The organism is Pseudomonas sp. 5Vm1k, from assembly GCF_056161485.1.
On the sequence record NZ_JBSPCZ010000007.1, the window covers coordinates 215,219 to 237,844 of the forward strand.

15 protein-coding genes are annotated in these 22,626 nt (G+C 60.1%); 6 read left to right on the forward strand and 9 right to left on the reverse strand.

What is annotated here, in order from left to right; genetic code table 11:
- The first annotated feature begins 17 nt into the window (after nucleotides 1-17).
- Nucleotides 18-1,052, forward strand: coding sequence for a hypothetical protein (locus ACWIKB_RS16245; RefSeq protein ID WP_475268105.1), 1,035 nt, complete (start codon nucleotides 18-20; stop codon nucleotides 1,050-1,052).
- Nucleotide 1,053: 1 nt separating this feature from the next.
- Here the strand turns inward: ACWIKB_RS16245 and ACWIKB_RS16250 are convergent, their stop codons facing one another.
- The 5 genes from ACWIKB_RS16250 to ACWIKB_RS16270 form a co-directional block, all read right to left on the reverse strand.
- Nucleotides 1,054-2,844 (reverse strand): ABC transporter ATP-binding protein, encoded by a 1,791-nt coding sequence (locus ACWIKB_RS16250; RefSeq protein ID WP_475268245.1) that lies wholly within the window; start codon nucleotides 2,842-2,844, stop codon nucleotides 1,054-1,056.
- A 19-nt stretch (nucleotides 2,845-2,863) separates the two neighbouring features.
- Entirely contained in the window at nucleotides 2,864-3,466 is a 603-nt protein-coding gene (locus ACWIKB_RS16255; RefSeq protein WP_475268247.1) for a DsbA family protein, read from the reverse strand.
- A 40-nt stretch (nucleotides 3,467-3,506) separates the two neighbouring features.
- Nucleotides 3,507-4,448, reverse strand: a complete 942-nt coding sequence (trhO, locus tag ACWIKB_RS16260) for an oxygen-dependent tRNA uridine(34) hydroxylase TrhO (RefSeq protein WP_475268106.1) — start codon at nucleotides 4,446-4,448, stop codon at nucleotides 3,507-3,509.
- 184 nt (nucleotides 4,449-4,632) lie between these two features.
- Nucleotides 4,633-4,932, reverse strand: a complete 300-nt coding sequence (locus ACWIKB_RS16265; protein WP_475268108.1) for a BolA family protein — start codon at nucleotides 4,930-4,932, stop codon at nucleotides 4,633-4,635.
- Nucleotides 4,933-4,944: 12 nt separating this feature from the next.
- Nucleotides 4,945-5,472, reverse strand: coding sequence for a DUF2059 domain-containing protein (locus tag ACWIKB_RS16270; protein ID WP_475268110.1), 528 nt, complete (start codon nucleotides 5,470-5,472; stop codon nucleotides 4,945-4,947).
- Between the two features lie 192 nt (nucleotides 5,473-5,664).
- On the opposite strand from ACWIKB_RS16270, the gene ACWIKB_RS16275 reads away from it, so the two are divergent.
- Nucleotides 5,665-7,059, forward strand: a complete 1,395-nt coding sequence (locus ACWIKB_RS16275; protein ID WP_475268112.1) for a class II fumarate hydratase — start codon at nucleotides 5,665-5,667, stop codon at nucleotides 7,057-7,059.
- Nucleotides 7,060-7,168: 109 nt separating this feature from the next.
- Here the strand turns inward: ACWIKB_RS16275 and ACWIKB_RS16280 are convergent, their stop codons facing one another.
- Nucleotides 7,169-8,128, reverse strand: coding sequence for a DMT family transporter (locus ACWIKB_RS16280; RefSeq protein WP_475268114.1), 960 nt, complete (start codon nucleotides 8,126-8,128; stop codon nucleotides 7,169-7,171).
- A gap of 210 nt (nucleotides 8,129-8,338) precedes the next feature.
- On the opposite strand from ACWIKB_RS16280, the gene ACWIKB_RS16285 reads away from it, so the two are divergent.
- Complete coding sequence (locus ACWIKB_RS16285; protein WP_475268116.1) at nucleotides 8,339-8,533, forward strand: DUF6316 family protein; 195 nt, start codon at nucleotides 8,339-8,341, stop codon at nucleotides 8,531-8,533.
- Nucleotides 8,534-8,660: 127 nt separating this feature from the next.
- On the opposite strand, the gene ACWIKB_RS16290 is transcribed toward ACWIKB_RS16285, so the two are convergent.
- Together ACWIKB_RS16290 and pap are read right to left on the reverse strand one after the other, a co-directional pair.
- Nucleotides 8,661-9,845 (reverse strand): thiolase family protein, encoded by a 1,185-nt coding sequence (locus ACWIKB_RS16290; RefSeq protein ID WP_475268118.1) that lies wholly within the window; start codon nucleotides 9,843-9,845, stop codon nucleotides 8,661-8,663.
- Between the two features lie 102 nt (nucleotides 9,846-9,947).
- Nucleotides 9,948-11,462: a polyphosphate:AMP phosphotransferase gene (pap, locus tag ACWIKB_RS16295; protein ID WP_475268119.1), complete on the reverse strand. Its 1,515-nt coding sequence runs from the start codon at nucleotides 11,460-11,462 to the stop codon at nucleotides 9,948-9,950.
- Nucleotides 11,463-11,724: 262 nt separating this feature from the next.
- Here pap and mnmC point away from each other — a divergent pair, with 262 nt between their 5' ends.
- On the forward strand, nucleotides 11,725-13,704 hold the full coding sequence (mnmC, locus tag ACWIKB_RS16300) for a bifunctional tRNA (5-methylaminomethyl-2-thiouridine)(34)-methyltransferase MnmC2/FAD-dependent 5-carboxymethylaminomethyl-2-thiouridine(34) oxidoreductase MnmC1 (protein WP_475268121.1): 1,980 nt from the start codon (nucleotides 11,725-11,727) through the stop codon (nucleotides 13,702-13,704).
- Nucleotide 13,705: 1 nt separating this feature from the next.
- Here mnmC and ACWIKB_RS16305 read toward each other — a convergent pair whose 3' ends face one another.
- The gene (locus ACWIKB_RS16305) at nucleotides 13,706-18,535 is read right to left on the reverse strand and encodes an NEL-type E3 ubiquitin ligase domain-containing protein (RefSeq protein WP_475268123.1); all 4,830 of its coding nucleotides are present in this window, start codon (nucleotides 18,533-18,535) and stop codon (nucleotides 13,706-13,708) included.
- A 364-nt stretch (nucleotides 18,536-18,899) separates the two neighbouring features.
- Between ACWIKB_RS16305 and ACWIKB_RS16310 the strand changes: the two genes are divergently transcribed.
- Entirely contained in the window at nucleotides 18,900-20,672 is a 1,773-nt protein-coding gene (locus ACWIKB_RS16310) for an N-acetylglutaminylglutamine amidotransferase (protein ID WP_475268124.1), read from the forward strand.
- A 3-nt stretch (nucleotides 20,673-20,675) separates the two neighbouring features.
- A complete protein-coding gene (gene ngg, locus ACWIKB_RS16315) occupies nucleotides 20,676-22,424 on the forward strand; it encodes an N-acetylglutaminylglutamine synthetase (RefSeq protein WP_475268126.1) in 1,749 nt (582 codons plus the stop codon).
- Nucleotides 22,425-22,626: the final 202 nt, after the last annotated feature.

A 22,626-nucleotide genomic window follows, 5' to 3' on the forward strand; every position in this document is an offset into this window, starting at 1 on the left:
TCGTGGACAACTTGAGGGTGGGCGCCATCATCGTCGAATCCATGGATGAATCCAGGCACTACATTTATATTCGTATTAATGCTGGCGATTTTTATGTCGCCGAACGCCTCAAGGGGCAAAAGGCCCATGAGCTCCTGACCTTCAGAAAAGCCAAAACACTGCCCAAGGAGCTGAATGCCGAACTGAAAACGGTCTACACCGGCTCCCTGAATGCCAACAACATGGTGCGAATCCATGGGACCGACGCCGTTGAGCGCGCCTTGAAAACCATGGAAGAAATCGCCATACCGATCGGTGGCCACGCCAGGCCACCCGAGACGCTCCAATGGTTGAAAGTCGACACCAGTCCTGGTGAGGCGCTGCTGTTCGATCATTCGACACGCATGATCGTCAGCCGTCTGCCGGAGGGCGCGACGTCGTGGTCACGCAGCATGGAGGCCTCGGAGCCCTTTCGACAAAGAACCGCGGAAATCTTCGATACGCTGTTCGTCGAGGAAACCATTTCGACCCCGATGAACAGCAACCTGAAAATCCATTCAACAATGAACAAGCTCCAGAAATTGCTTCCTAAAAGACTTCGTACACAGAACGCGAGGAATATTGCCTATGCCGAAGTCATCACGGCGGCCGGGGCACGGGAGGTTTATGTCAGCGTTTCGGGTGCGCAGGGGCTGACCGGTTATTTGCCGCTGTTTCAGCCACCATTCCCGCCTGGTCAGGTGATCATTAACGGCACAACTTATTTCAACATCGATTTCAATCGGGCATTTACCAGGAGCTCACTTAACGTCTCACCGGATGGCAAGTTGTTGGCCGTACCGCATACGATAAAAGACATCGACACCTACCAGCCTGCGCTGACCAGTCGCCCGACGTCCCTGGACAGCGAGGCCAAACTGATCAGCGTGATCCGCGAGAAATACCCGAATCGCGACATGATCCAGTCCGTCAACATCTCCACAACCATGCCTCCGTGCAACAGCTGCTCGGTGGTCGTCAAGGAGTTTGGATACGACGGCGGGAAAAACGCCCTGCAAGTCCTGTGGAACTGACCTACAACTGCTGCAAATGCCCATAAAGCTTGGCGTACAAACCACCATCGGCAATCAGTTGCTGATGGTCGCCATCCTCGGCGATGCGCCCGCCATCGAACACCAGCACGCGGTCGGCCTGCTTCACCGCTGACAGTCGGTGGGCAATGATCAGGGTGGTGCGCTCGCTGAGAAATCGCGCCAGCGCTTCATGCAGGTTGTATTCGGTAGCGGCATCCAGCGCCGAGGTGGCCTCGTCGAGGATCACCACTTTGGGCTGGGCCAGGACCATCCGCGCAATGGCCAGCCGTTGACGCTGGCCACCGGACAAACGCACACCGGAACGACCGACCACACTGTCCAGACCCTGGGGCAAGCCGCGCACCGTGCCATCGAGCTGGGCGATTTCCAGGGCCTGCCAACACGCTTCGTCGCTGCGTTCGCGGCCCATGGTCAGGTTGGCCCGGATGGTGTCGTTGAACAGCGCCGGATGCTGCAGCACCACCGCGACATTTTCCCGCACGGTTTCCAGGCCGATCTCTTCTTGCGTCGCACCACCGAAACGAATGGTCCCGGCCAGCGGCGTGTACAAACCCAGCAGCAACTGCACCAGGGTGCTTTTACCGCCACCGCTGGCGCCGACAATCGCGACTTTTTCACCGGGGGCGATGCTCAGGTTCATCTGGTCCAGCACCAGCTCATCGCCATAACTGAAACTCAGGCCCTGCACGTCGATGCCCACGGTATTGCGACCCTGGAACGGATCGACACCGCCGGGGTATTGCGGCTCATCGGCACGGGCCAGCAATTCGTTGATCCGCGACAGCGCGCCACCGGCGGCGTAGTAGGCGTATTGCAGATTCAGCAGCTGCTCCACCGGGCCGATCATGAACCACAGGTAACTGAATACCGCGAGCATCTGGCCAATGGACAGGTCGGAAAACAGCACTGTGAGCATCGCGGCGGCCCGGAAAATATCGATGCCAAACTGGAACAGCAAACCGCTGGCCCGGTTCGACGCGTCGGTTTTCCACTGGGAGTTCACCGCGTAATCGCGCACTTCCCGGGCGCGCTGGCCGAGCCGTCCGAGGAAAAAACCCTGGCGGTTGCCGGCGCGCACTTCCTGGATCGAATCCAGGGTTTCGGTCAACGCCTGGGTGAAGCGCGAAGTGCTGTCGTTCTCGAGTTTCTTCAGGTGCTTGACCCGTTTGCCCAACTGCACCGTGGCGTAGATTACCAGCGGATTGAACAGCATGATCAGCAACGCCAGTTTCCAGTGCATCCACACCAGAATGCTCGCGGTACCGACCAAAGTGAGCATCGCCACGAGGAAACGACTGAGGGTTTCGCCGACAAACTTGTCGAGGGTGTCCAGGTCGGTGACCAGGTGCGTAGTCACCGTGCCGCTGCCCAGGCTTTCGTATTCACCGAGGGAAATGCGCTTGAGCCGTTCGATCAGTCGCACGCGGATGCGGTAAACGATGTCCTTGGCCAGCGCCGCAAACAACTTCGCTTGCACCACGTTGAACAGCAACGCGCCACAGCGCAGAACGAAGGTCACCAGCAACATCAGGCCAATGTAGCCGGCGGCTTTCTGCCAGGCATCGGGCAGTGCGTGGTTCATGATCTTCAGCGCGGAATCGCCGTGGCCCAGTAGCACTTCGTCCACCAGCAACGGCAACAGCAACGGGATCGGCACACTGCACAGGGTCGCCAGCACGGCCACGCCGTTGGCGATCCACAGGGATTTTTTATGATGCAGGGCCAGTCGGCGGATTTCCGCCCAGCTCAATCTATCGACACGCGGGGTGATAGGTGCATCATCGGGCAGATCATGCACAGGCAGCGCGCTCCAGCCAGCGGCCGAGCAGCGGTGACAGGACACTCAGGGGTTGGTAGCCGTTGGTCAACAACGCCAATTGCCCATCGCGTTCGGCCAACAAGGTCGGGAACCCGGCGATGCCGAGGTCCTGAACCCAGGTGAAATCGGCGGCGGTGGCAGCGTGCTGGTCGGCACGGTCGAACGCGGCGGCGAACTCGATGCGCGGCAAACCGGCCTGCTCCGCCAACTCCACCAACACGCTGGCGTGGGTGACGTCGCGACCTTCGGCGTAAAACGCGTGCTGGATCAGCCCGAGCAGTTTCCAGGCGCAATCCGGTGCCAGGCTGCGCGCCGTCACCAGCGCCCGGCAAGCAGGCTCGGTGTCGTAGACAAAGCCGTCAGGCAACGCGCCTTCAGTCTTGAACGGCTGACCGGTCGCCTCGGTGACCGCTTGCCAGTGCTCAAGAATGTAGCGCCGGGTGGTCGGCTCCAGTGCCGAGCCGCTGCCGGTGCGCAAACCGCCCACCACCAGATGCAACTCCACACCCGCCGTCTGCGCCTGCTCGACCAGCGCTTCAGCCACCGGTGCGAAGCCCCAGCACCAGGAACACATCGGGTCCATCACATAGAGCAGGCGGCGAGCAGACATGGATTCAAGCCTCGGAAGGGGTTTGCTTGTAGTTGTAACCGATCGGGTGCGGCAAATTGCGCGCCTTGGCCAGTTCGATTTGCTTCTGCCGATCGATGGCGCTGCGACGGGTTTTCTCGCTCAGCTTATCCCAGCAATGCGGGCAACTGATGCCGGCCACGTAGTGCTCGGATGCGCGGTCTTCGACGCTGATCGGTGTACGACAGGCATGACACTGATCGTAGTCGCCTTCGCTCAAATCGTGGCGCACGGTCACGCGGTTGTCGAACACGAAGCAGTCGCCCTGCCACTTGGTTTCTTCCTGCGGCACCTCTTCGAGGTACTTCAGGATGCCGCCCTTGAGGTGATAGACCTCGTCGAAGCCTTGGCTGAGCATATAGCTCGAAGCCTTCTCGCAACGAATACCGCCGGTGCAGAACATCGCGACTTTCTTGTGCACGGCCGGGTCGAAGTGTTCTTTGATGTAGTCGGGGAATTCGCGAAAACTGGTGGTTTTCGGATCGATGGCGCCTTCGAAGGTGCCAATCGCGACTTCGTAGTCGTTGCGGGTGTCGATCAGCAGCACTTGCGGGTCGCTGATCAGCGCATTCCAATTCTGCGGATCAACGTAGGTGCCGACCGCTTTGTTCGGGTCTACGCCTTCAACGCCAAGGGTAACGATTTCTTTCTTCAGCTTGACCTTGGTGCGGTAGAACGGCTGGTCGTCGCAGTACGATTCTTTGTGATCGATGTCGTCCATGCGCGGGTCGTTCTTGAGCCAGGCCATCAGCCCGTCGATGCCTTCGCGGCTGCCGGACACGGTGCCGTTGATGCCTTCTTCGGCGATCAGCAGGGTGCCTTTGATGCCGTTGTCGACCATCGCTTGCAGCAATGGCTCGCGCATTTCGACGTAGTTTTCCAGGGTGACGAACTTATACAGTGCCGCCACGACAATCTGTTGTGTCATGGGTGATTCTCCAGGTGGCTACCCTCGTAAGGGGTGAACCGGATGCGAAAAAAAACGCGCCGGGTGAGCGGCGCGTTGCGGATTCTAGCAAAAATAAACGCTTCTGTAGGAGCGAGGCTTGCCCGCGAAGGCGATCTTGAGTACGCCTTCGCGGGCAAGCCTCGCTCCTACTGGTGGCAGATCATCAATGCTTGCTGCCGCCAGCACAGGTCGGTGAGGCCGGAGCCGCATCCATCTGTGCCCATTCTTGCGGCGTGTAGGTATGCAGCGCCAACGCATGAAACTCACCCATCAGCTCGCCCAGCGTGCCGTAGACCTTCTGGTGACGCTTGACGCGATTGAGCCCTTCAAACTGCTGGCTGACCACCACGGCCTTGAAGTGGGTTTGCAACCCACGGCTGTGCATGTGGCTTTCATCCAGCACTTGCAGGTGCTCGGGCTGGAGCAGCCCCAGCGTCGATTCGATGCGTTGTTGCATGGTCATACCGAACTCCGCTTAAGGCTTTTTCTTGACGGCAGGAGCAGCGGCGCCTTTAGGCTCCAGCTCGGCGGTCATGTCAGCCAGCAGCTTGTTGACCACAGGCACGGCGCTTTCAAGCTTGGCCTGGGTCATCTGGGCCGATTGCTGAGTCAGCTGCGGCATTTTTTCCAGGACTTTTTTACCCAGTGGCGACTGGTAGAACGCAACCAGGTCCTTGAGCTCGGATTCGCTGAAGTTGGTGGTGTACAGCTTGACCATGTCAGGTTTCAGCTTGTTCCAGCCAATGGCTTGATCCAGAGCGGCGTTGGCCTTGGCCTGGTAGGTTTCCAGCAGGGCTTTTTTCGATTCAGGAGCTTTGGTCTGTTCAAAGCGCTGAGCGAACATTTGCTGCACTTGCATGTACACCGGAGTGCCCAATTTGTCAGCGTGCGCCAGGGTCAGGAAAGCTTCGGCACTGGCGTTGTGGCTGGCGGTATCGGCAAAAACCTGGCCGCTGGCGCAAACCAGTGCAACCGCGGTACAGATGGCACGAAGACGAGTCATCGAGTTTCCTTTTCTAGCAGGCGAGGTAAAACCCCAAGGGCGACCATTCTGCGCCTAAAAAACGTCATGGCTCAACCCCTACCCCTTATGGCGCCTGATTTCCAGGGTTGAGTGGTCAAAAAACAGACTGATGGAACCACAGCGGCCGAACACGGCCTAAACTGCGCAATCAGACATTCAGGAGTGTGACCGATGAGCCGTATCGAAACCGACAGCCTTGGTGAAGTGGACGTCCCGGATGATGCCTACTGGGGCGCTCAGACCCAACGTTCGCTGATCAACTTCGCCATCGGTCAGGAACGTATGCCCCTGGCGGTCCTGCACGCACTGGCGCTGATCAAGAAAGCCGCAGCCCGGGTCAATGACCGCAATGGCGACGTACCGGCGGACATCGCCCGGCTGATCGAGCAAGCGGCCGATGAAGTCCTCGACGGCAGCCATGACGACCAGTTCCCGCTGGTGGTGTGGCAGACCGGCAGCGGTACCCAGAGCAACATGAACGTCAACGAAGTGATCGCCGGTCGCGCCAACGAACTGGCCGGCAACGCCCGCGGCGGCAAGTCGCCGGTGCACCCCAACGATCATGTGAATCGCTCCCAGAGTTCCAACGACTGCTTCCCCACCGCCATGCACATCGCCACCGTTCAGGCGGTGCAGCAGCATTTGCTGCCGGCGATCGGGGAATTGTCTGGCGGGCTGGCTGAACTGTCGGCGCGGCACATGAAACTGGTCAAGACCGGTCGCACCCATATGATGGATGCGACGCCGATCACTTTCGGCCAGGAACTGTCCGCATTCATCGCGCAGCTGGATTACGCCGAACGGGCGATCCGCAGCGCGTTGCCGCAGGTCTGTGAACTGGCCCAGGGCGGCACGGCGGTGGGCACTGGGCTGAATTCGCCCCACGGCTTTGGCGAAGCTATCGCTGCCGAACTGGCCGCGCTCTCCGGTTTGCCGTTCGTCACTGCGCCAAACAAATTCGCGGCCCTCGCCGGTCATGAACCGCTGACCACGTTGTCCGGCGCGTTGAAAACCCTGGCCGTGACCCTGATGAAAATCGCCAACGACCTGCGTTTGCTCGGCTCCGGCCCGCGTGCCGGTTTCGCCGAAGTGAAGCTGCCAGCCAACGAGCCCGGCAGTTCGATCATGCCCGGCAAGGTCAACCCGACCCAGTGCGAAGCCCTGTCGATGCTGGCGTGCCAAGTGATGGGCAACGATGTGGCGATCGGCTTTGCCGCGAGCCAGGGTCACCTGCAATTGAACGTGTTCAAACCGGTGATCATCCACAACCTGCTGCAATCGATTCGCCTGCTGGCCGATGGCTGCAGCAACTTCCAGCAGCATTGCATCGCTGGGTTGGAACCGGATGCCGAGAAAATGGCGGAACACCTGGAACGTGGCCTGATGCTGGTGACCGCGTTGAACCCGCACATTGGCTACGACAAGTCGGCAGAGATTGCCAAGAAGGCGTATGCCGAAGGGCTGACCTTGCGCGAGGCGGCATTGCAGTTGGGTTATCTGACCGATGAGCAGTTCGATGCGTGGGTGCGGCCGGAGAATATGCTGGAGGCTGGGGCCAAGGGCTGAGGTTTGTAGCGCCTGACAGTCAGTCTTCGCGGGCAAGCCTCGCTCCTACAGGGGTTTTCGCATTCCCCCTGTGGGAGCGAGGCTTGCCCGCGAAGAACGATGATGCGGTCTAACTGGCCGCCACCCGTACCCGCCGCGCCCGCAGCCCCGCCATCAACGACGGCCCCAACGCCACCAGCGCCGACCCCAGCACCACCAACACCGCCCCGCCATAACCCAGACCATTGATGGTCTCTGCATGCACATACTCCGGCCATGCCCACGCCGCCACGGCTACCGCGACAAACGTCACCAACGGCGTAATCGCCAGCGTCGCACTGACTCGCGAAGCCTCCCAGTGCGCCAGCGCTTCAGCAAACGCGCCATAAGCAATCAATGTGTTCATGCAGCACGCCAGCAGGAGCCAGCCTTGGCGCGGGCTCAGGTCCAGCGCTTCCAGCGGATGCACCCACGGTGTCAGCAGCAGCGCGCAGAACAGGTAGATCACCATCATCACCTGCAACGAATTCCACACCGTCAGCAATTGTTTCTGCCCCAGCGCATAGAACGTCCAGACGGTGGATGCCGCCAGCACCATCAATACGCCGGCGGTGTAATCGGTCAGGGACGTCAGTAATTCGGCCAACCGCTGATTGAAAAACAGCCCGAAACCGATCAGCAGCACCAACAGGCCAATCCCCTGCCCGATGCTGAAGCGTTCCTTGAACACAAACAGGCTGGCGATCAGCAACATGATCGGCCCCATCTGCACCACCAGTTGCGCGGTGCCGGGACTGAGCAGGTTCAGGCCCATCAGGTACAGCACGTAGTTACCGACCAAGCCGAGCACCGCCATCAGCACCAGCCAGCCGCCCTTCGGGCCGAGCACTTTGCGGCTTGGCAGGCGCTTGGTCGCCGCCAGATAAAGGAACAGGCAACCGCCGGACACCAGCAGGCGAAACCAGGTCACCGTCACCGGGTCCATCACCACCAGCACTTGCTTGAGTTTGATCGGCAAAATGCCCCACAGCAGAGCGGTCAGCAACGCCAGGAACAGACCGTACACCCAGCGACCCGATGAAATATGCATGCCGACCCCAAAGCCCAGTGACGAGAATCGTCATTCTAGGCTCAGCGCCGTGTGGCACACAGGGACAGTTGTGGGTTGGCCGCGAATGAAACTGTGCAGGTCGCAACGCTAAATTGACGAAGTGCCGTCGATCAGGTCGCCAGGCGCCGCAAGTACTTCAGGCATAAGCTCATTGGATCCGCAAACAGGACCCACCCTCAGGAGATCGCCATGTACGGCATGCGCGCCCAGGACAACGCCCCCGCCACGCACTTTCGCAGTGACCGGATGTGTCGTGTGAATGGGGAGTTGTATTTCAGCACTCGGGAAAACACCCTCGAGGGGCCGTTCGACAATCCCGAAGCGGCGGCGCGGGAGATACAAGCGTATATCGAGCGGATGCAGCTTCTGAGCAAAAACCGGTAATGTGGCGAGGGGGCTTGCCCCCGTTGGGCCGCGAAGCGGCCCCCCGTACACCAGAACATAAGGGACTGCTGCGCAGTCCAACGGGGGCAAGCCCCCTCGCCACAATAGGCAAAACAAATCTGCCGGTTTAACGCACCGCCTCAAACAACCCCGTCGCCCCCATTCCGCCGCCCACGCACATGGTCACCACGCCATAGCGCAAGTTGCGCCGTTGCAGTTCACGCACGATATGCCCGACCTGACGCGACCCGGTCATGCCGAACGGATGACCAATGGAAATCGAACCGCCATTGACGTTGTATTTCGCGTTATCGATTTCCAGCCGATTACGGCTGTACAGGCACTGGGACGCGAACGCTTCGTTGAGTTCCCACAAATCGATATCGGCGATCCGCAAACCCTTGGCTTTGAGTAACTTCGGCACCGAGAACACCGGGCCGATGCCCATTTCATCCGGCGCGCAACCGGCGACGGTGAAACCACGGAAGAACGCTTTCGGTTTCAAGCCCAACTTCAGGGCTTTTTCCAGGCTCATCACCAGGGTCATGGACGCACCGTCCGACAACTGCGACGAGTTACCCGCCGTCACCGAACCGTCCTCGGCAAACACTGGTTTCAAACCGGCAAGGCTTTGCAGGGTGGTGTCCGGGCGGTTGCAATCATCGTGTTCGACGATGCCATCGAGAATCTGCACCTGGCCGGTGGCTTTGTCTTCAACCCGGTACTTGACCGCCATCGGCACGATTTCATCATCAAACAACCCGGCGGCCTGGGCCTGCGCGGTTCGTTGCTGACTCTGCAACGCGTACAGATCCTGTTCTTCGCGGCTGACGTTGTAGCGTCGGGCGACGATTTCGGCGGTCTGGCCCATCGGAAAATAGATGCCCGGCACGTGCTCCTTGAGCAACGGGTTGATCAGGTTGTCGGTGTTGACGCTTTTCATCGTCAGGCTGATGGACTCGACGCCACCGGCCACAATGATGTCGCTGCAACCCGAGGCGATCTGGTTAGCAGCAATCGCAATGGCTTGCAGGCCCGAGGAACAGAAACGGTTGAGGGTCATGCCGGCGGTGCCGATGCCCAAGTGCGAGAGCACCGCGACGTTACGCCCGATGTTGTAGCCCTGGGCGCCTTCGTTGGAGCCGGCGCCGACGATGCAATCCTCGACACTGGCCGGGTCGATGTCGTTGCGCGTGAGCAGCGCATTGACGCAGTGGGCCGCCATGTCGTCCGGTCGGGTCTGATTGAACTTGCCGCGAAAGGATTTGGCCAGGCCGGTCCGTACGCTGTCGACGATCACCACTTCACGCATGGCATACCTCATTGTTGTTGTCGGTTGAGAATGGACCGAGCATAAGTCCACCCCATTACCGACCGCGACAATCATTCACCTCGCGTATGCGTAACCATCGCCCTACTTCTTGTGCTTCCTGGCCTTCTTGTCGGCCTTTTCGAACGCTTCTTCCAGCGCCCGGTTGATCGTGCGCAACACTTTGACCCGCGCCCAGCGCTTGTCATTGGCTTCCACCAGCGTCCAGGGCGAGATCTCGGTGCTGGTGCGGTCGACCATGTCGCCGACGGCAGCGCGGTAGGCGTCCCACTTGTCGCGGTTGCGCCAGTCGTCTTCGGTGATCTTGAAGCGTTTGAAGGGGATGTCCTCCCGAGCCTGGAAGCGCTCCAGTTGCGTCTGCTTGTCGATGGCCAGCCAGAACTTGACCACGATGACGTGGGACTCGGAGATCTGCTCTTCGAAATCGTTGATCTCGCTGTAAGCCCGCAGCCAGTCTGCCGGAGGGCAGAAACCTTCGATGCGCTCCACCAGCACCCGACCGTACCAGGAGCGGTCGAACACGGTGAACTTGCCCTTGGCCGGGAGGTGTCGCCAGAAACGCCACAGATACGGTTGCGCCCGCTCCTCTTCGGTCGGCGCGGCAATCGGCACGATGCTGTACTGACGCGGGTCGAGGGCTGCCGCGACCCGACGAATCGCCCCGCCTTTGCCCGCTGCATCATTGCCTTCAAACACCGCCACCAAGGCGTGCTGACGCATGCGTTTGTCGCGCATCAGGCCGGAGAACCGTGCCTGCTCGGTAATCAGTTGTTCTTCGTAATCGTCTTTCTCCAGACTCTGGGTCAAATCCAGGCTGTCGAGCAGGTTCATTTGATCGACATGAATGGGCAGCGGCGCCGCGTTGACCTTGTCCGGATGGACCTTGGGCCGCTTCAAGGCATTTTGCAGGCCTTCGAGCAAAATCTGCCCCACCGCCAGACTGCGGTAATGCGGATCGACGCCTTCGATCACATGCCAGGGCGCATAGTCGCGACTGGTGCGGCGCAGCACGCGCTCGCCGTATTTCACAAATTTGTCGTAGGTCTGCGATTGCTGCCAGTCCAGCGGGCTTATGCGCCAACTGTGCAATGGGTCGTCGGCGAGCGCCTTGAGGCGCGCCTTCATTTGCTGCTTGGAGAGGTGAAACCAGAACTTGAAGATCAGCGCGCCTTCATCGCAGAGCATTTTCTCCAGGCGTTCGGACTGGTTGATCGCCTGGTCGAGCACCGCATTCTTGAAATCGCCATGGACGCGCCCTTGCAGCATCTGGCTGTACCAGTTGCCAAAGAAAATCCCCATGCGGCCCTTGGCCGGGAGCATCCGCCAATAGCGCCAGGCCGGTGGCCGCGCCAGCTCTTCGTCGGTCTGCTGGTCGAAGGTGCGCACCTCGATCAGGCGCGGGTCCATCCACTCGTTGAGCAACTTGACTGTCTCGCCTTTGCCCGCACCTTCGATGCCATTGATCAAAATGATCACCGGAAAACGTTGTTGTTGCTGCAGTTCAAACTGCGCTTCGAGCAAGGCTTCCCGCAGGACCGGCACTTCAGCGTCGTAGGTTTCTTTGTCGATGGCGTGACCGATTTCGGCAGATTCGAACATGGGTGGCTCCCTTCCAAGATTGAGCAAGACTAGCGGATTGACCTCTCCAGCGGGGGGAGAAGTTCAAGATCAAGAGCAAGATCAAAAGATCGCAGCCTCGTTGCACTCGACAGCTCCTACATGGAATGCGTATCCCTGTGAGCGCCGCCGAAGGCTGCGATCTTTTGATCTTGACCGCCTTACCTGTCTAAGGACATGCCATGGATCAAGCACACCCCCACCGATCAGATAGAATGCCCGCCTTGCCGTTGCCGAGCCTGCCATGAACCCCGAATTGCCCAACGCCCAGCTCGACTGGGACGACCAGGGACGCCCGCACTCGCGGGTGTTCGATGATGTGTATTTTTCCGACCTGTCCGGGTTGGACGAAACCCGCTACGTGTTCATCGAACAAAACCGTCTGAAGGAACGCTTTGCCGCGTTGCCCGCCGACGGTCGTCTGGTGATTGGCGAGACCGGTTTCGGCACCGGGTTGAATTTCCTCTGCGCCTGGCAGTTGTTCGAAGAGCAGGCCGTGGCCGGTGCGCGACTGCATTTTGTCAGCGTGGAAAAATACCCGCTGACCGCCCCGGACCTGAAACGGGCGCTGGCGCTGTGGCCGGAACTCAAGCCATTCGCCGATCAGTTGCTGGCCCAATACGTGGCGATCCATCAAGGCTTTCAACGGCTGGTGCTGGATAACGGTCGGGTAACCCTGACCTTGCTGATCGGCGATGCGCTGGAACAGTTGCCACAACTGGACGCACAGATCGATGCGTGGTTTCTCGACGGTTTTGCCCCGGCGAAAAACCCCGACATGTGGACCGCCGAGCTGTTCGCTGAACTGGCGCGCCTGGCCGCTCCTGACTCGACCATCAGCACTTTTACCAGCACTGGTTGGGTGCGTCGGCTGCTCAACGCCGCAGGCTTCAAGATGAAGCGCACACCGGGCATCGGCCACAAATGGGAAATCCTGCGGGGCGCCTTTCTCGGATGGCCCGCCGAGGTGGCGGCACCTACCGCCGCCAAACCCTGGTTCGCTCGCCTACCCGTGCATAACGGCGAACGCCGCGCCTTGGTGATCGGCGCCGGACTGGCCGGTTGTGCCAGCGCGGCCAGCCTCGCTGCGCGGGGTTGGCAGGTAAGTTTGCTGGAACGGCATGCCGACATCGCCCAGGAAGCCTCGGGCAATCCGCAAGGCGTGCTGTACCTCAAGCTGTCGGCTCATGGCACTGCGTTGTCGCAACTGATCGTCAGCGGTTTCGGCCACACCCGACGGGTGCTCGAACACTTGCATCGCGGTGTCGACTGGGACGGTTGCGGCGTGCTGCAACTGGCGTTCAATGCCAAGGAAGCCGAGCGTCAGGCGCAATTGGCGGCGGCGTTTCCTGCGCACTTGCTGCATGTGCTGGATCAGCCGCAAGCCGAGGCGCGGGCCGGCATTGCCTTGGCCCATGGCGGCTTGTTCTATCCCGAAGGTGGCTGGGTGCATCCGCCGGCGTTGTGTCAGTGGCAGGCAACCCAACCCAATATTCAATTGTTGACCCATCGCGATGTGCTGGAACTGCGCAAGGTCGATGACCAGTGGCAAGCCTGGGACGGCGACACTTTGCTCGCCAGCGCACCGGTGGTGGTGCTGGCTGGTGCCGCCGAGATCAAACGTTTTACGCAAAGTGCCGACCTGCCGCTCAAGCGGATCCGCGGGCAAATCACCCGACTGGCACAAACCACCGAGAGCCAGAGCCTGGCCACAGTGGTCTGCGCCGAAGGGTATGTCGCACCGGCGCGCTTGGGCGAACACACCCTGGGCGCCAGTTTCGATTTCAACAGCGATGACCTGACGCCAACCACCGCCGAACATCTGGGCAACCTGCAATTGCTGGAAGAGATTTCCAGCGATCTGGTCAGCCGTTTGCACGCCGATCAACTGGACGCCGAACAGCTGCAAGGTCGCGCGGCGTTTCGTTGCACCAGCCCCGACTACCTGCCCATCGTCGGCCCGCTCGCCGACGGCCAAGCGTTCAGCCAGGCCTATGCCGCCCTGAGCAAGGATGCCCGGCAAGTGCCCGACGTCCCCTGCCCCTGGCTCGGTGGCTTGTACGTCAACAGCGGTCATGGCTCACGGGGCTTGATCACTGCACCGCTGTCCGGCGAGTTGCTGGCCGCGTGGCTGGAAAATGAACCGCTGCCGTTGCCGCGCGCCGTGGCCGAGGCCTGTCATCCGAACCGCTTTGCCTTGCGCCGGTTGATTCGCGGCAGTTGAGTCAAACCTCGGCAATGGCACACAAACCCAGATCAACGCGCTTCATGGCCTCGTCCGTCAAACGTTCCAACAGCTTCGTCTCGGCCAGTTCGCGTTCCTTATTGATCGCCTCGACCTGCCCTCGGTAATCGGCATCCTTCAAGGTTGAAGCCTTTTCGAACACCTTGCCCAGGCGAGTTTGAAATGGCGCATTCATCGTCGAGAACGCCTTGGGCGAATGCTGCCTCAGGTAATCGGCCCAGAAGTACTGCTTCGCCAGGGACCCGCGCAACGCTGGGGAAAGCTCAGCGGCGAGGATTTGGGTTTTCGCCGACGCGATGTCGGTGGCTGTCACATCGCCAAGGGAAGAAAAACGCATGTACTTGGGCTGCCCCGGCAATTGCAGATCCTCCGCCAGACCCGTTCGATAAGCCAGGTTGGCCTCCAGTGGATCCACCGCCGGATGGGTGGCTTTATGTTCCACGGCGATGGCATTCAACCGCTCGATTCGAAACAGCACTCGCCCCAGTTGCAGCAATGGCTTGGCCGAGGTTGCGGTGTTGCCGGACAGTCGCCGCACCTTATCGACCTCCACGGCCACTTCCAGGTTGCTGAAGTTCATCGCCGCTGTATCCGTACAATTGATCGGGTTTGCCGCCTGATTCAGCACTTGGTCGCGCAACACCGCATCGCCATAAGCCGCCTCCAGCACCGACCAGACTCTGCGGGTCATGTCCTCTCGAACATATTCGCTGTCGGCGGTATTCCCCAACTCGGCCAGCAACTGGAACAGACTTTCGGACTGTGGATCATCCCTGAACGCGTTCCAGATCTCACCGCGCCGGGTATAGGTGACTCTGGTTTCCTCCGGCAGCCAAAGCGCCTTGGCGCTCTGTTCGTTCATGCGGGCGATGTCATCGTCGAAATAGCCCATGCCCACGCCAGTGTTATCCCGATAGGTTTCGAGCTTGAGGCGACTGGCGTCGTCCAGGGTGTTGGTTCGCAGGTTGATGCTTTTACTCAAGCGTGTGGAAACATCGAACAGCCAGTCGGGCAGTGTCCTGATGCTGTTCTCGCGCAAGTCGACGAAGTTCAGGTTAGGCAGCCGGATCAGGCCTTTGGGCAACTCCGTGGCTGCGGTGTCACGCAACGACAGCAGACGCAAATCGAACATCTTGCTGACATCGGGGGTAGCGCCCAGCGCGTTTTTGCTCAGGTTCAACGATTCCAGTGAACGCATGGCCGCCAGTTTCACCAGGGTGGCCTCGGACAAGCGCAACCGGTTGTTCGCCAGGCTCAAATGGATGAGCTTGGGCATCTGCGCCAATGCGTCGGGCAACGCGGTTATTTGGTTACCGTCCAGTTCCAGGGATTCAAGGCCTTTGAAGGACTTCAGGAAGTGCACTACTTCGTCGCCCTGCTGCATGCCTTTCAATGACAGGCGCTGTATATGGCTGAAGTCGATATCGGCCGGCAGTGTCGGCAGATTGCCGCCCCGCATGCCATCCAGGCTCAGCCCCGGCACACTGCGCCCCTGCTCGTCGCGCAGCAAACCCAGTCGCCTCCAGCTGTTCTCAATGGCATCGGCCACTTGGCGACGACTTTGTTTGTACTCAGTCAAGGCGCCTGGCAGCTTGCGCATGTCAGCCTCATCGTTGCGCCAGGCCTTGAGTAACCCGCGCAGGGTTTCGAGTTGTACCTTGCGCTGCTTGACCGCCGTGGCCCTGGTCAGGTGGTCGGAGCTCAAACCATCGAGCAGGGTATGGATCTGTCTATCCGTCAGCAGCGGATAGAGCTTCTTCACTTTGCGCACCAAGGTACGGGCGTGGGTCGATGACGGCAGTGCCGGGTCAGCCTGGATACAGGAAACCGGCGTCGCTGTTTCGGCCAACGGTTTACCTGCCAGTAAACGGGCACACACCTCACGTTCTTCCGTGGCCCGGGTCAACAATTGGCCGCGCAACAGCCCGGCTTGTGCCGGCAGTTGATTACCCAGCCCCATGGCCGTCCGTTGTGTTGCAGGAAGGGCTTGCACGATGGCTTCGTACAAGGCGTCCGGACCTTTTGCCGCCGGGGCGAGGGACTTTCCATCGCTGCCAAAAGCCTGGTAGCCGGCCGATGATTTAACGACGGTGCGCTTCAACACACTGCCCTGCTGACCAACACTGTGCAGCACGTTGCCGGTGACTGAGCCTTCACGCACTTCAAGCAACATTTTGCTGTCCCAACCACGCACGTGTTCGAGCAAGGCCAGCGCCAGTTTTTCGCTGTCGCCACTGGCGATTTCTGGCAAGTACAAGCCGCTGATGGCTTTGTCCAGTTGCACCTGCGCCAAGGCTTCGCGAGACTTTTGCGTCAGCCCCATCGGTATGCGCTTCGTGGCCCGCAGCCGCAAACGCTCGACGCTACTGGCCTGATCGATCAGTTCCTGCGCCATGTCGACGGGCAACTGGGCAAATGCCTTTCTGACGACTTCCACGTCACTCGCCGTGCTGACGTCGTGCAGCGCATACAAGCGATTGAACAGTGGCAAGCGATCCTGCTTCAACGAAGTGGCGAGTTTTTTGGCCAGTGCATCGACTTCCTTTTCAGTGCTCGCTTTAGCTCCGATCAAGGTGTCCACCTCAGTCTGGTACAAGCCAGCCACCACTTTCTCGAACAACTTGCCCTGGGTCAGATCTGTTTCAGTGACATCAACGGCCAGGTCTTCGTCAGCGACACGGGCGGTTTTCGGATACACCGCGCTGACTTTTTGATCGCGCCCCAGCACCCGGATATATCGCCCGGCTGGCCAGCCGCTCATCGATGGCAAGGCCAGCAGGTGCTCCGGCGCATGCTTGGCACTGAGTGGATCGCCTGCTTCCAAAGCGGCGATACAGTCACGGATTCGCTGGTCCAGGCGAAAACGCTCGATGCTGTCCTTCAACCGGGCGCTCAACACCTGGCTTTCTTCGTTGAGATGATGCAGGTCGGGAACTGAGGTTCCGGTAACACGGCGAAGGTTCTCCACCCGACTGTCCTCCAGCGCCGCCAGCCGTGAATCCGCACGTTTGAGCGCATAGCTGCCTTCACGCCATTGATGGGGTTGCTCAAATGCCAGGCGCCAGCCACGCTCGCCGTTGTGTTCCAGGACCGGAGAAAACGCATCGACCCGCGAAGGATGACCCACCCGCCATTTTTTCAGCGCCGGGTCGTAGTGAATCCGATAAGTACTGTCGTCGATGCGGATGTGTGGATGTCCGTCAACCTGGTAAACCCCTTCGGCATCGGCAGCCCGTCCACTCAGCAAACTGAGTGGACGCTTGTACGGCTGGAGGTCGGTCTTCCATAGACGCGGCTTGCCGCTGCCGTTGGTCATCGGTTCGAACTGACTGAAAAACTCCGGGTGTTCGCGCACGGTTTTCTTGATCAGGGAACCGGCCACTTTGCCGCCGACGGCAAAGGCGCCCATCAGGGCAAGGTTTTCCGCGACGCTGAGCAGGTGGGAAAGGGCTTCCTGTTTGTCGCCGTGTTGCCAGTCCTGCACACCGTCATAGACTTCGGCCAGCACCATCGCGACGCTGACGCCGATCATCAACTGCCCCAGCACAGGGACAAACAATGCTGCGACATTGGCGACCGTCAAACCAAGTTCAATGAAGCTCTCCAACCGCTTCTTGTGCACCTCTTCATCCACATCCGCCGTCGGCACGGCCATCTCCCGTGCATCGATCTGCATCTTGCCGAGGGCACTCTGGATCATGAATTGGGAGAGCGACACCGTGATCGGCAGCGCCTTGAAGGTGTCCAGGTTGGCGGCCTGCGCCGCCGACTTGAAGAACGCCAGTTTCTGGTCTTCTTCAATGCCGTGGGCGAAGTAGTCCTTGTAGCTGTTCACCTTCAACTTCAGGCACAGATACAACTTGAACTCGGCAAAGGTCTTGTATTCGTAGAGCGGCCGGCCCGGTTCGTTGGGCATGTAAACCACGCACCAATCATTCGGGTATGTTTCAACCGAACGCTTGGAGAACACCACCACGCCCCACACACAGGTGCCGAACAATTCCATGCCCTGGATGATCAGCGGTTCATTGCCGTGGGTGATTTTCTGGAGGCCCGTCTCGTTGCCTGTTCCGCTTTGGGTGTTGAGCGTAAGCAGGGTTTTATAGGCGGCTTCACTGATGTGTTGTTTCATAAATGCCAGGTGCGCATCGACCCTGAGTTTCTTGATCTTGAGCCACTTGAGGTCGTTGACCAGGCCGTCCGAAGTCGTCGGTAATTGGAACACTTCGCGGATATGGTCTTGATAGCGCTGGCCCAGGTCGAGCTCTCGACAGAGGGTGGCAAAGGCTTGTGGTGTCAGGCCCGCCAGACCTTTCGGGGCCGAGGCGACAGCGACCGTGCTTTCGGCTGGAAACCCGTCCTTTTCGGTTTCAGCGGTGGTGAAGTTTTGCATCGCGGCCTGCAGCAAACTGCGCCGGATCGAGGGGATTTTGATCACCCCCTCGGTTTCCGTCTGTGCGCCATCGCAGCCACAGTCGAACCCGGGAAGCACCAGTGCATCGTGGTTCACATCGAAAGCCACGGGCCACTTTTTGCTCAGCGCACTCGACAGTTGCGACGCGCAAAAAGTGTCCAGCGGTTGCAGTTTCTGCATCAGCAATTCGAATTTTTGCTGGTAGACCAGCAGCTCTCGCGCCTCCGTGTCGAGGGCCGCGAGCACCGTCGAGGATGCCTTGAGTAACCAGGCAGGAAGGCCCTTTTGCAACGTCTCGGCGATGTCCAGATCCCCGGTGGCTTCCAGCAGGGCGGTGAGGGTTTCGGTGTGACTCAATGGCCGGCGCACCGGCACCGGCGTTTGCGGGGTCAACATCAGCAATATCCTTATTGCAGGTCAGTAGCCCCTTAACCTATCGACTCTGCATCAGGAAAAAAAACGCGAAAACTGGGGCGTTCCGGCACTGTTTCAAGCAGTAACTCGCATGCTTCCTATAACTATCTACCACCTGGCGCCCCTGCCGTTGTGCCTTCACGGCTACAAAGCGACGGCGTAGCAACTGACTGCCGAACAACCCCTACGGGGACAGGTTCTAGCTTTGTCCGCAACAGCCCCGCCCTGCTACTTATAACCGATCGATCTAAAACTCCCGCCAACCCATCGGGTCAGTTTCAGAGTACCCGCCGTTTTGGCGCGGTAGCGATTGACCCTCCCCAACGGAAAAACCGGTAAGGACTTTATGTGCGGATTAGCTGGCGAGTTACGCTTCGATCATCAACCTGCGGACCTCGCGGCCGTTGAACGGATTACCCATCACCTGGCTCCTCGCGGCCCGGATGCATGGGGTTTTCACAGCCAAGGGCCGATTGCCCTGGGCCATCGTCGCCTGAAAATCATGGACCTGTCGGACGGCTCGGCGCAGCCGATGATCGACAACCAACTGGGCTTGTCCCTGGCCTTCAACGGCGCGATCTACAACTTCCCGGAACTGCGCACCGAGCTCGAAAGCCTCGGTTATGCCTTCTATTCCGGCGGCGACACCGAAGTGCTGCTCAAGGGCTATCACGCCTGGGGTGAAGCACTGCTGCCCAAGCTCAATGGCATGTTCGCCTTCGCTATCTGGGAGCGCGACGCCAAACGTCTGTTCATCGCCCGTGACCGTCTCGGCGTCAAGCCGTTGTACCTGTCGCGCACCGGCCAGCGTTTGCGCTTTGCCTCGGCGTTGCCGGCGCTGCTCAAGGGCGGCGATATCAGCCCGATGCTCGATCCGGTGGCACTCAATCACTATCTGAATTTCCACGCGGTGGTCCCGGCCCCGCGCACCTTGATTGCGGGCATCGAAAAACTGCCGCCGGCGACCTGGATGCGCATCGAGGCGGATGGCACCACCGAGCAGAAAACCTGGTGGACCCTGCCCTACGGTCCCCACGCCGATGAGATGAACCTGACCCTGGAAGACTGGCGTGACCGTGTGCTCGACAGCACCCGCGACGCGGTAGCGATCCGTCAGCGTGCCGCCGTCGATGTCGGCGTGCTGCTGTCCGGCGGTGTCGATTCGAGCATGCTGGTCGGTCTGTTGCGTGAAGTCGGCGTGGAGAACCTGTCGACCTTTTCCATCGGCTTCCAGGATGCCGGCGGCGAACGCGGCGACGAGTTCCAGTATTCGGACCTGATCGCCAAGCACTACGGCACCCAGCATCATCAGTTGCGCATCCAGGAAAGCGAGATCATCGAGCAACTGCCCGCGGCGTTCCGCGCCATGAGCGAGCCGATGGTCAGCCATGACTGCATTGCCTTCTATCTGTTGTCCCGGGAAGTGGCCAAGCACTGCAAGGTGGTGCAAAGCGGCCAGGGCGCGGACGAGTTGTTCGCCGGTTATCACTGGTACCCACAAGTGGACGGCGCGGCCGATCCGTATGCGGCCTATCGTGATGCGTTTTTCGACCGCAGCTACGAAGAGTACGCCGCCACTGTGCAGCCGAAATGGCTGACGGCGAATGACGCGGCGGGCGACTTCGTGAAGGAACATTTCACACAACCCGGCGCCGATGCGGCGGTGGATAAAGCTTTGCGTCTGGACAGCACGATCATGCTGGTAGACGACCCGGTCAAACGCGTCGACAACATGACCATGGCCTGGGGCCTGGAAGCGCGCACGCCGTTTCTTGACTATCGCCTGGTGGAATTGTCGGCCCGGGTGCCGGGCAAATTCAAACTGCCGGATGGCGGCAAGCAAGTGCTGAAAGAAGCCGCGCGACTGGTCATTCCAAGCGAAGTGATCGACCGCAAAAAGGGCTACTTCCCGGTGCCCGGCCTCAAGCATCTGCAGGGCGATACGCTGAACTGGGTGCGCGAACTGCTGCTCGATCCAAGCCAGGATCGCGGCCTGTTCAAACCGGCCATGCTCGACCGCTTGCTGACCGACCCGCAAGGCCAGTTGACCCCGTTGCGCGGCTCCAAGCTGTGGCAATTGGCGGCGCTGAACCTGTGGCTCAGTGAACAAGGACTCTGATCGATGAAACCCCATGCTACGGCTTACAGCCAACGCTTGTTGCGCGGTCAGTCACCCACTTACGAACGCTTGCAAGCGCGCCTGGCCGAGGACGGCAGTGAACTCGGTGCGGCGCCGATTGCGGTGCATTGCGGTTGGGGCCGGTTGCTGATCGGGCATACGTTTCCTGATCCGGCGAGCATCGCCCAGGAATTGCTCAACGAACATCCCGGCGAGCGCGATATCGCCCTGTATGTGGCGGCGCCCCAGCAAGTGTTGGGGCTGGAGCCGGCTCAGTTGTTTCTTGATCCGTCGGACACCTTGCGCCTGTGGTTCAGCGATTATCGCCAGTCGACCCGGGTGTTTCGCGGCTTCCGTATTCGCCGGGCCCAGAGCGAGGCGGATTGGCAGGCGATCAATCTGCTGTATCAGGCGCGCGGCATGTTACCGATCGATCCGTCATTGCTAACCCCGCGTCATATGGGCGGTCCGGTGTATTGGCTGGCGGAAGACGAGGACAGCGGCGCGATTATCGGCAGCGTCATGGGCCTCAATCATCACAAAGCCTACAACGATCCGGAAAACGGCAGCAGCCTCTGGTGCCTGGCGGTCGACCCACATTGTTCGCGGCCCGGTGTCGGCGAAGTGCTGGTGCGGCATCTGATCGAGCACTTTATGAGCCGTGGGCTGAGTTACCTGGACCTGTCGGTGTTGCACGACAACCGCCAGGCGAAAAGTCTCTACGCCAAGCTCGGTTTTCGTAACCTCTCGACCTTCGCCATCAAGCGCAAGAACGGCATCAATCAGCCGTTGTTTCTTGGGCCGGGGCCGGAAGCCGAGTTCAATCCGTATGCGCGGATCATCGTCGAGGAAGCTCACCGACGCGGCATTGATGTGCAGGTCGATGACGCCGACGCCGGGATGTTTACCCTCAGCCATGGCGGGCGCCGGGTGCGCTGCCGCGAATCGCTCAGCGACTTGACCAGCGCCATCAGCATGAGCCTGTGCCAGGACAAAAGCCTGACGCACAAGGTGTTGAAAGCAGCCGGTTTGAACCTGCCCTCCCAGCAACTGGCGGGTAACGGCGACGATAACCTGGCGTTTCTCGACGAGCACGAACGGGTGGTCGTCAAGCCGTTGGACGGTGAGCAGGGCCAGGGCGTGGCGGTGGATTTGCAGACCATTGAAGAGGTCCAGCAAGCCATCGAAGCGGCGCGTCAGTTCGACACCCGTGTGTTGCTGGAAAGCTTCCACGAAGGTCTTGACCTGCGAATCGTGGTGATTGGTTTCGAAGTGGTTGCGGCCGCGATTCGCCGGCCGGCGGAGGTGGTCGGTGACGGCCAGCATTCCATCGGTGCGCTGATCGAAGCCCAGAGCCGGCGTCGTCAAGCGGCCACCAGCGGCGAAAGCAAGATCCCGCTGGACCACGAAACCGAGCGCACCTTGCAGGCGGCGGGTTACGACTACGAGAGCATTCTGCCGGCCGGCGAGCATCTGTTCGTTCGGCGTACGGCGAATCTTCATACCGGTGGTGTGCTGGAGGATGTCACCGCGATCCTGCACCCGACGCTGATAGATGCCGCCGTACGCGCGGCGCGGGCGCTGGATATCCCGATGGTCGGGCTCGACCTGTTGGTGCCGGCGGCCGACCAGCCGGAGTATGTGTTTATCGAAGCCAATGAACGCGCCGGCCTGGCGAATCATGAACCACAGCCAACGGCGGAGCGGTTTGTGGATTTGTTGTTTCCGCACAGTCAGCCGGCGGTTTCTTAGTGATGTAGTGCCTGGACTGGCGCCTTCGCGAGCAAGCCTCGCTCCTACATTCGACCGCATTCCCCTGTGGGAGCGAGCTTGCTCGCGATGAGGCCTTGGCAGGCGATACAAACTCTCATGATCGTTCCCACGTCGAGGCGTCGAACCGTCTGCGTGGGAATGACTCCTCGGACGCTCCGCGTCCGCTCTTGGGACGCAGAGC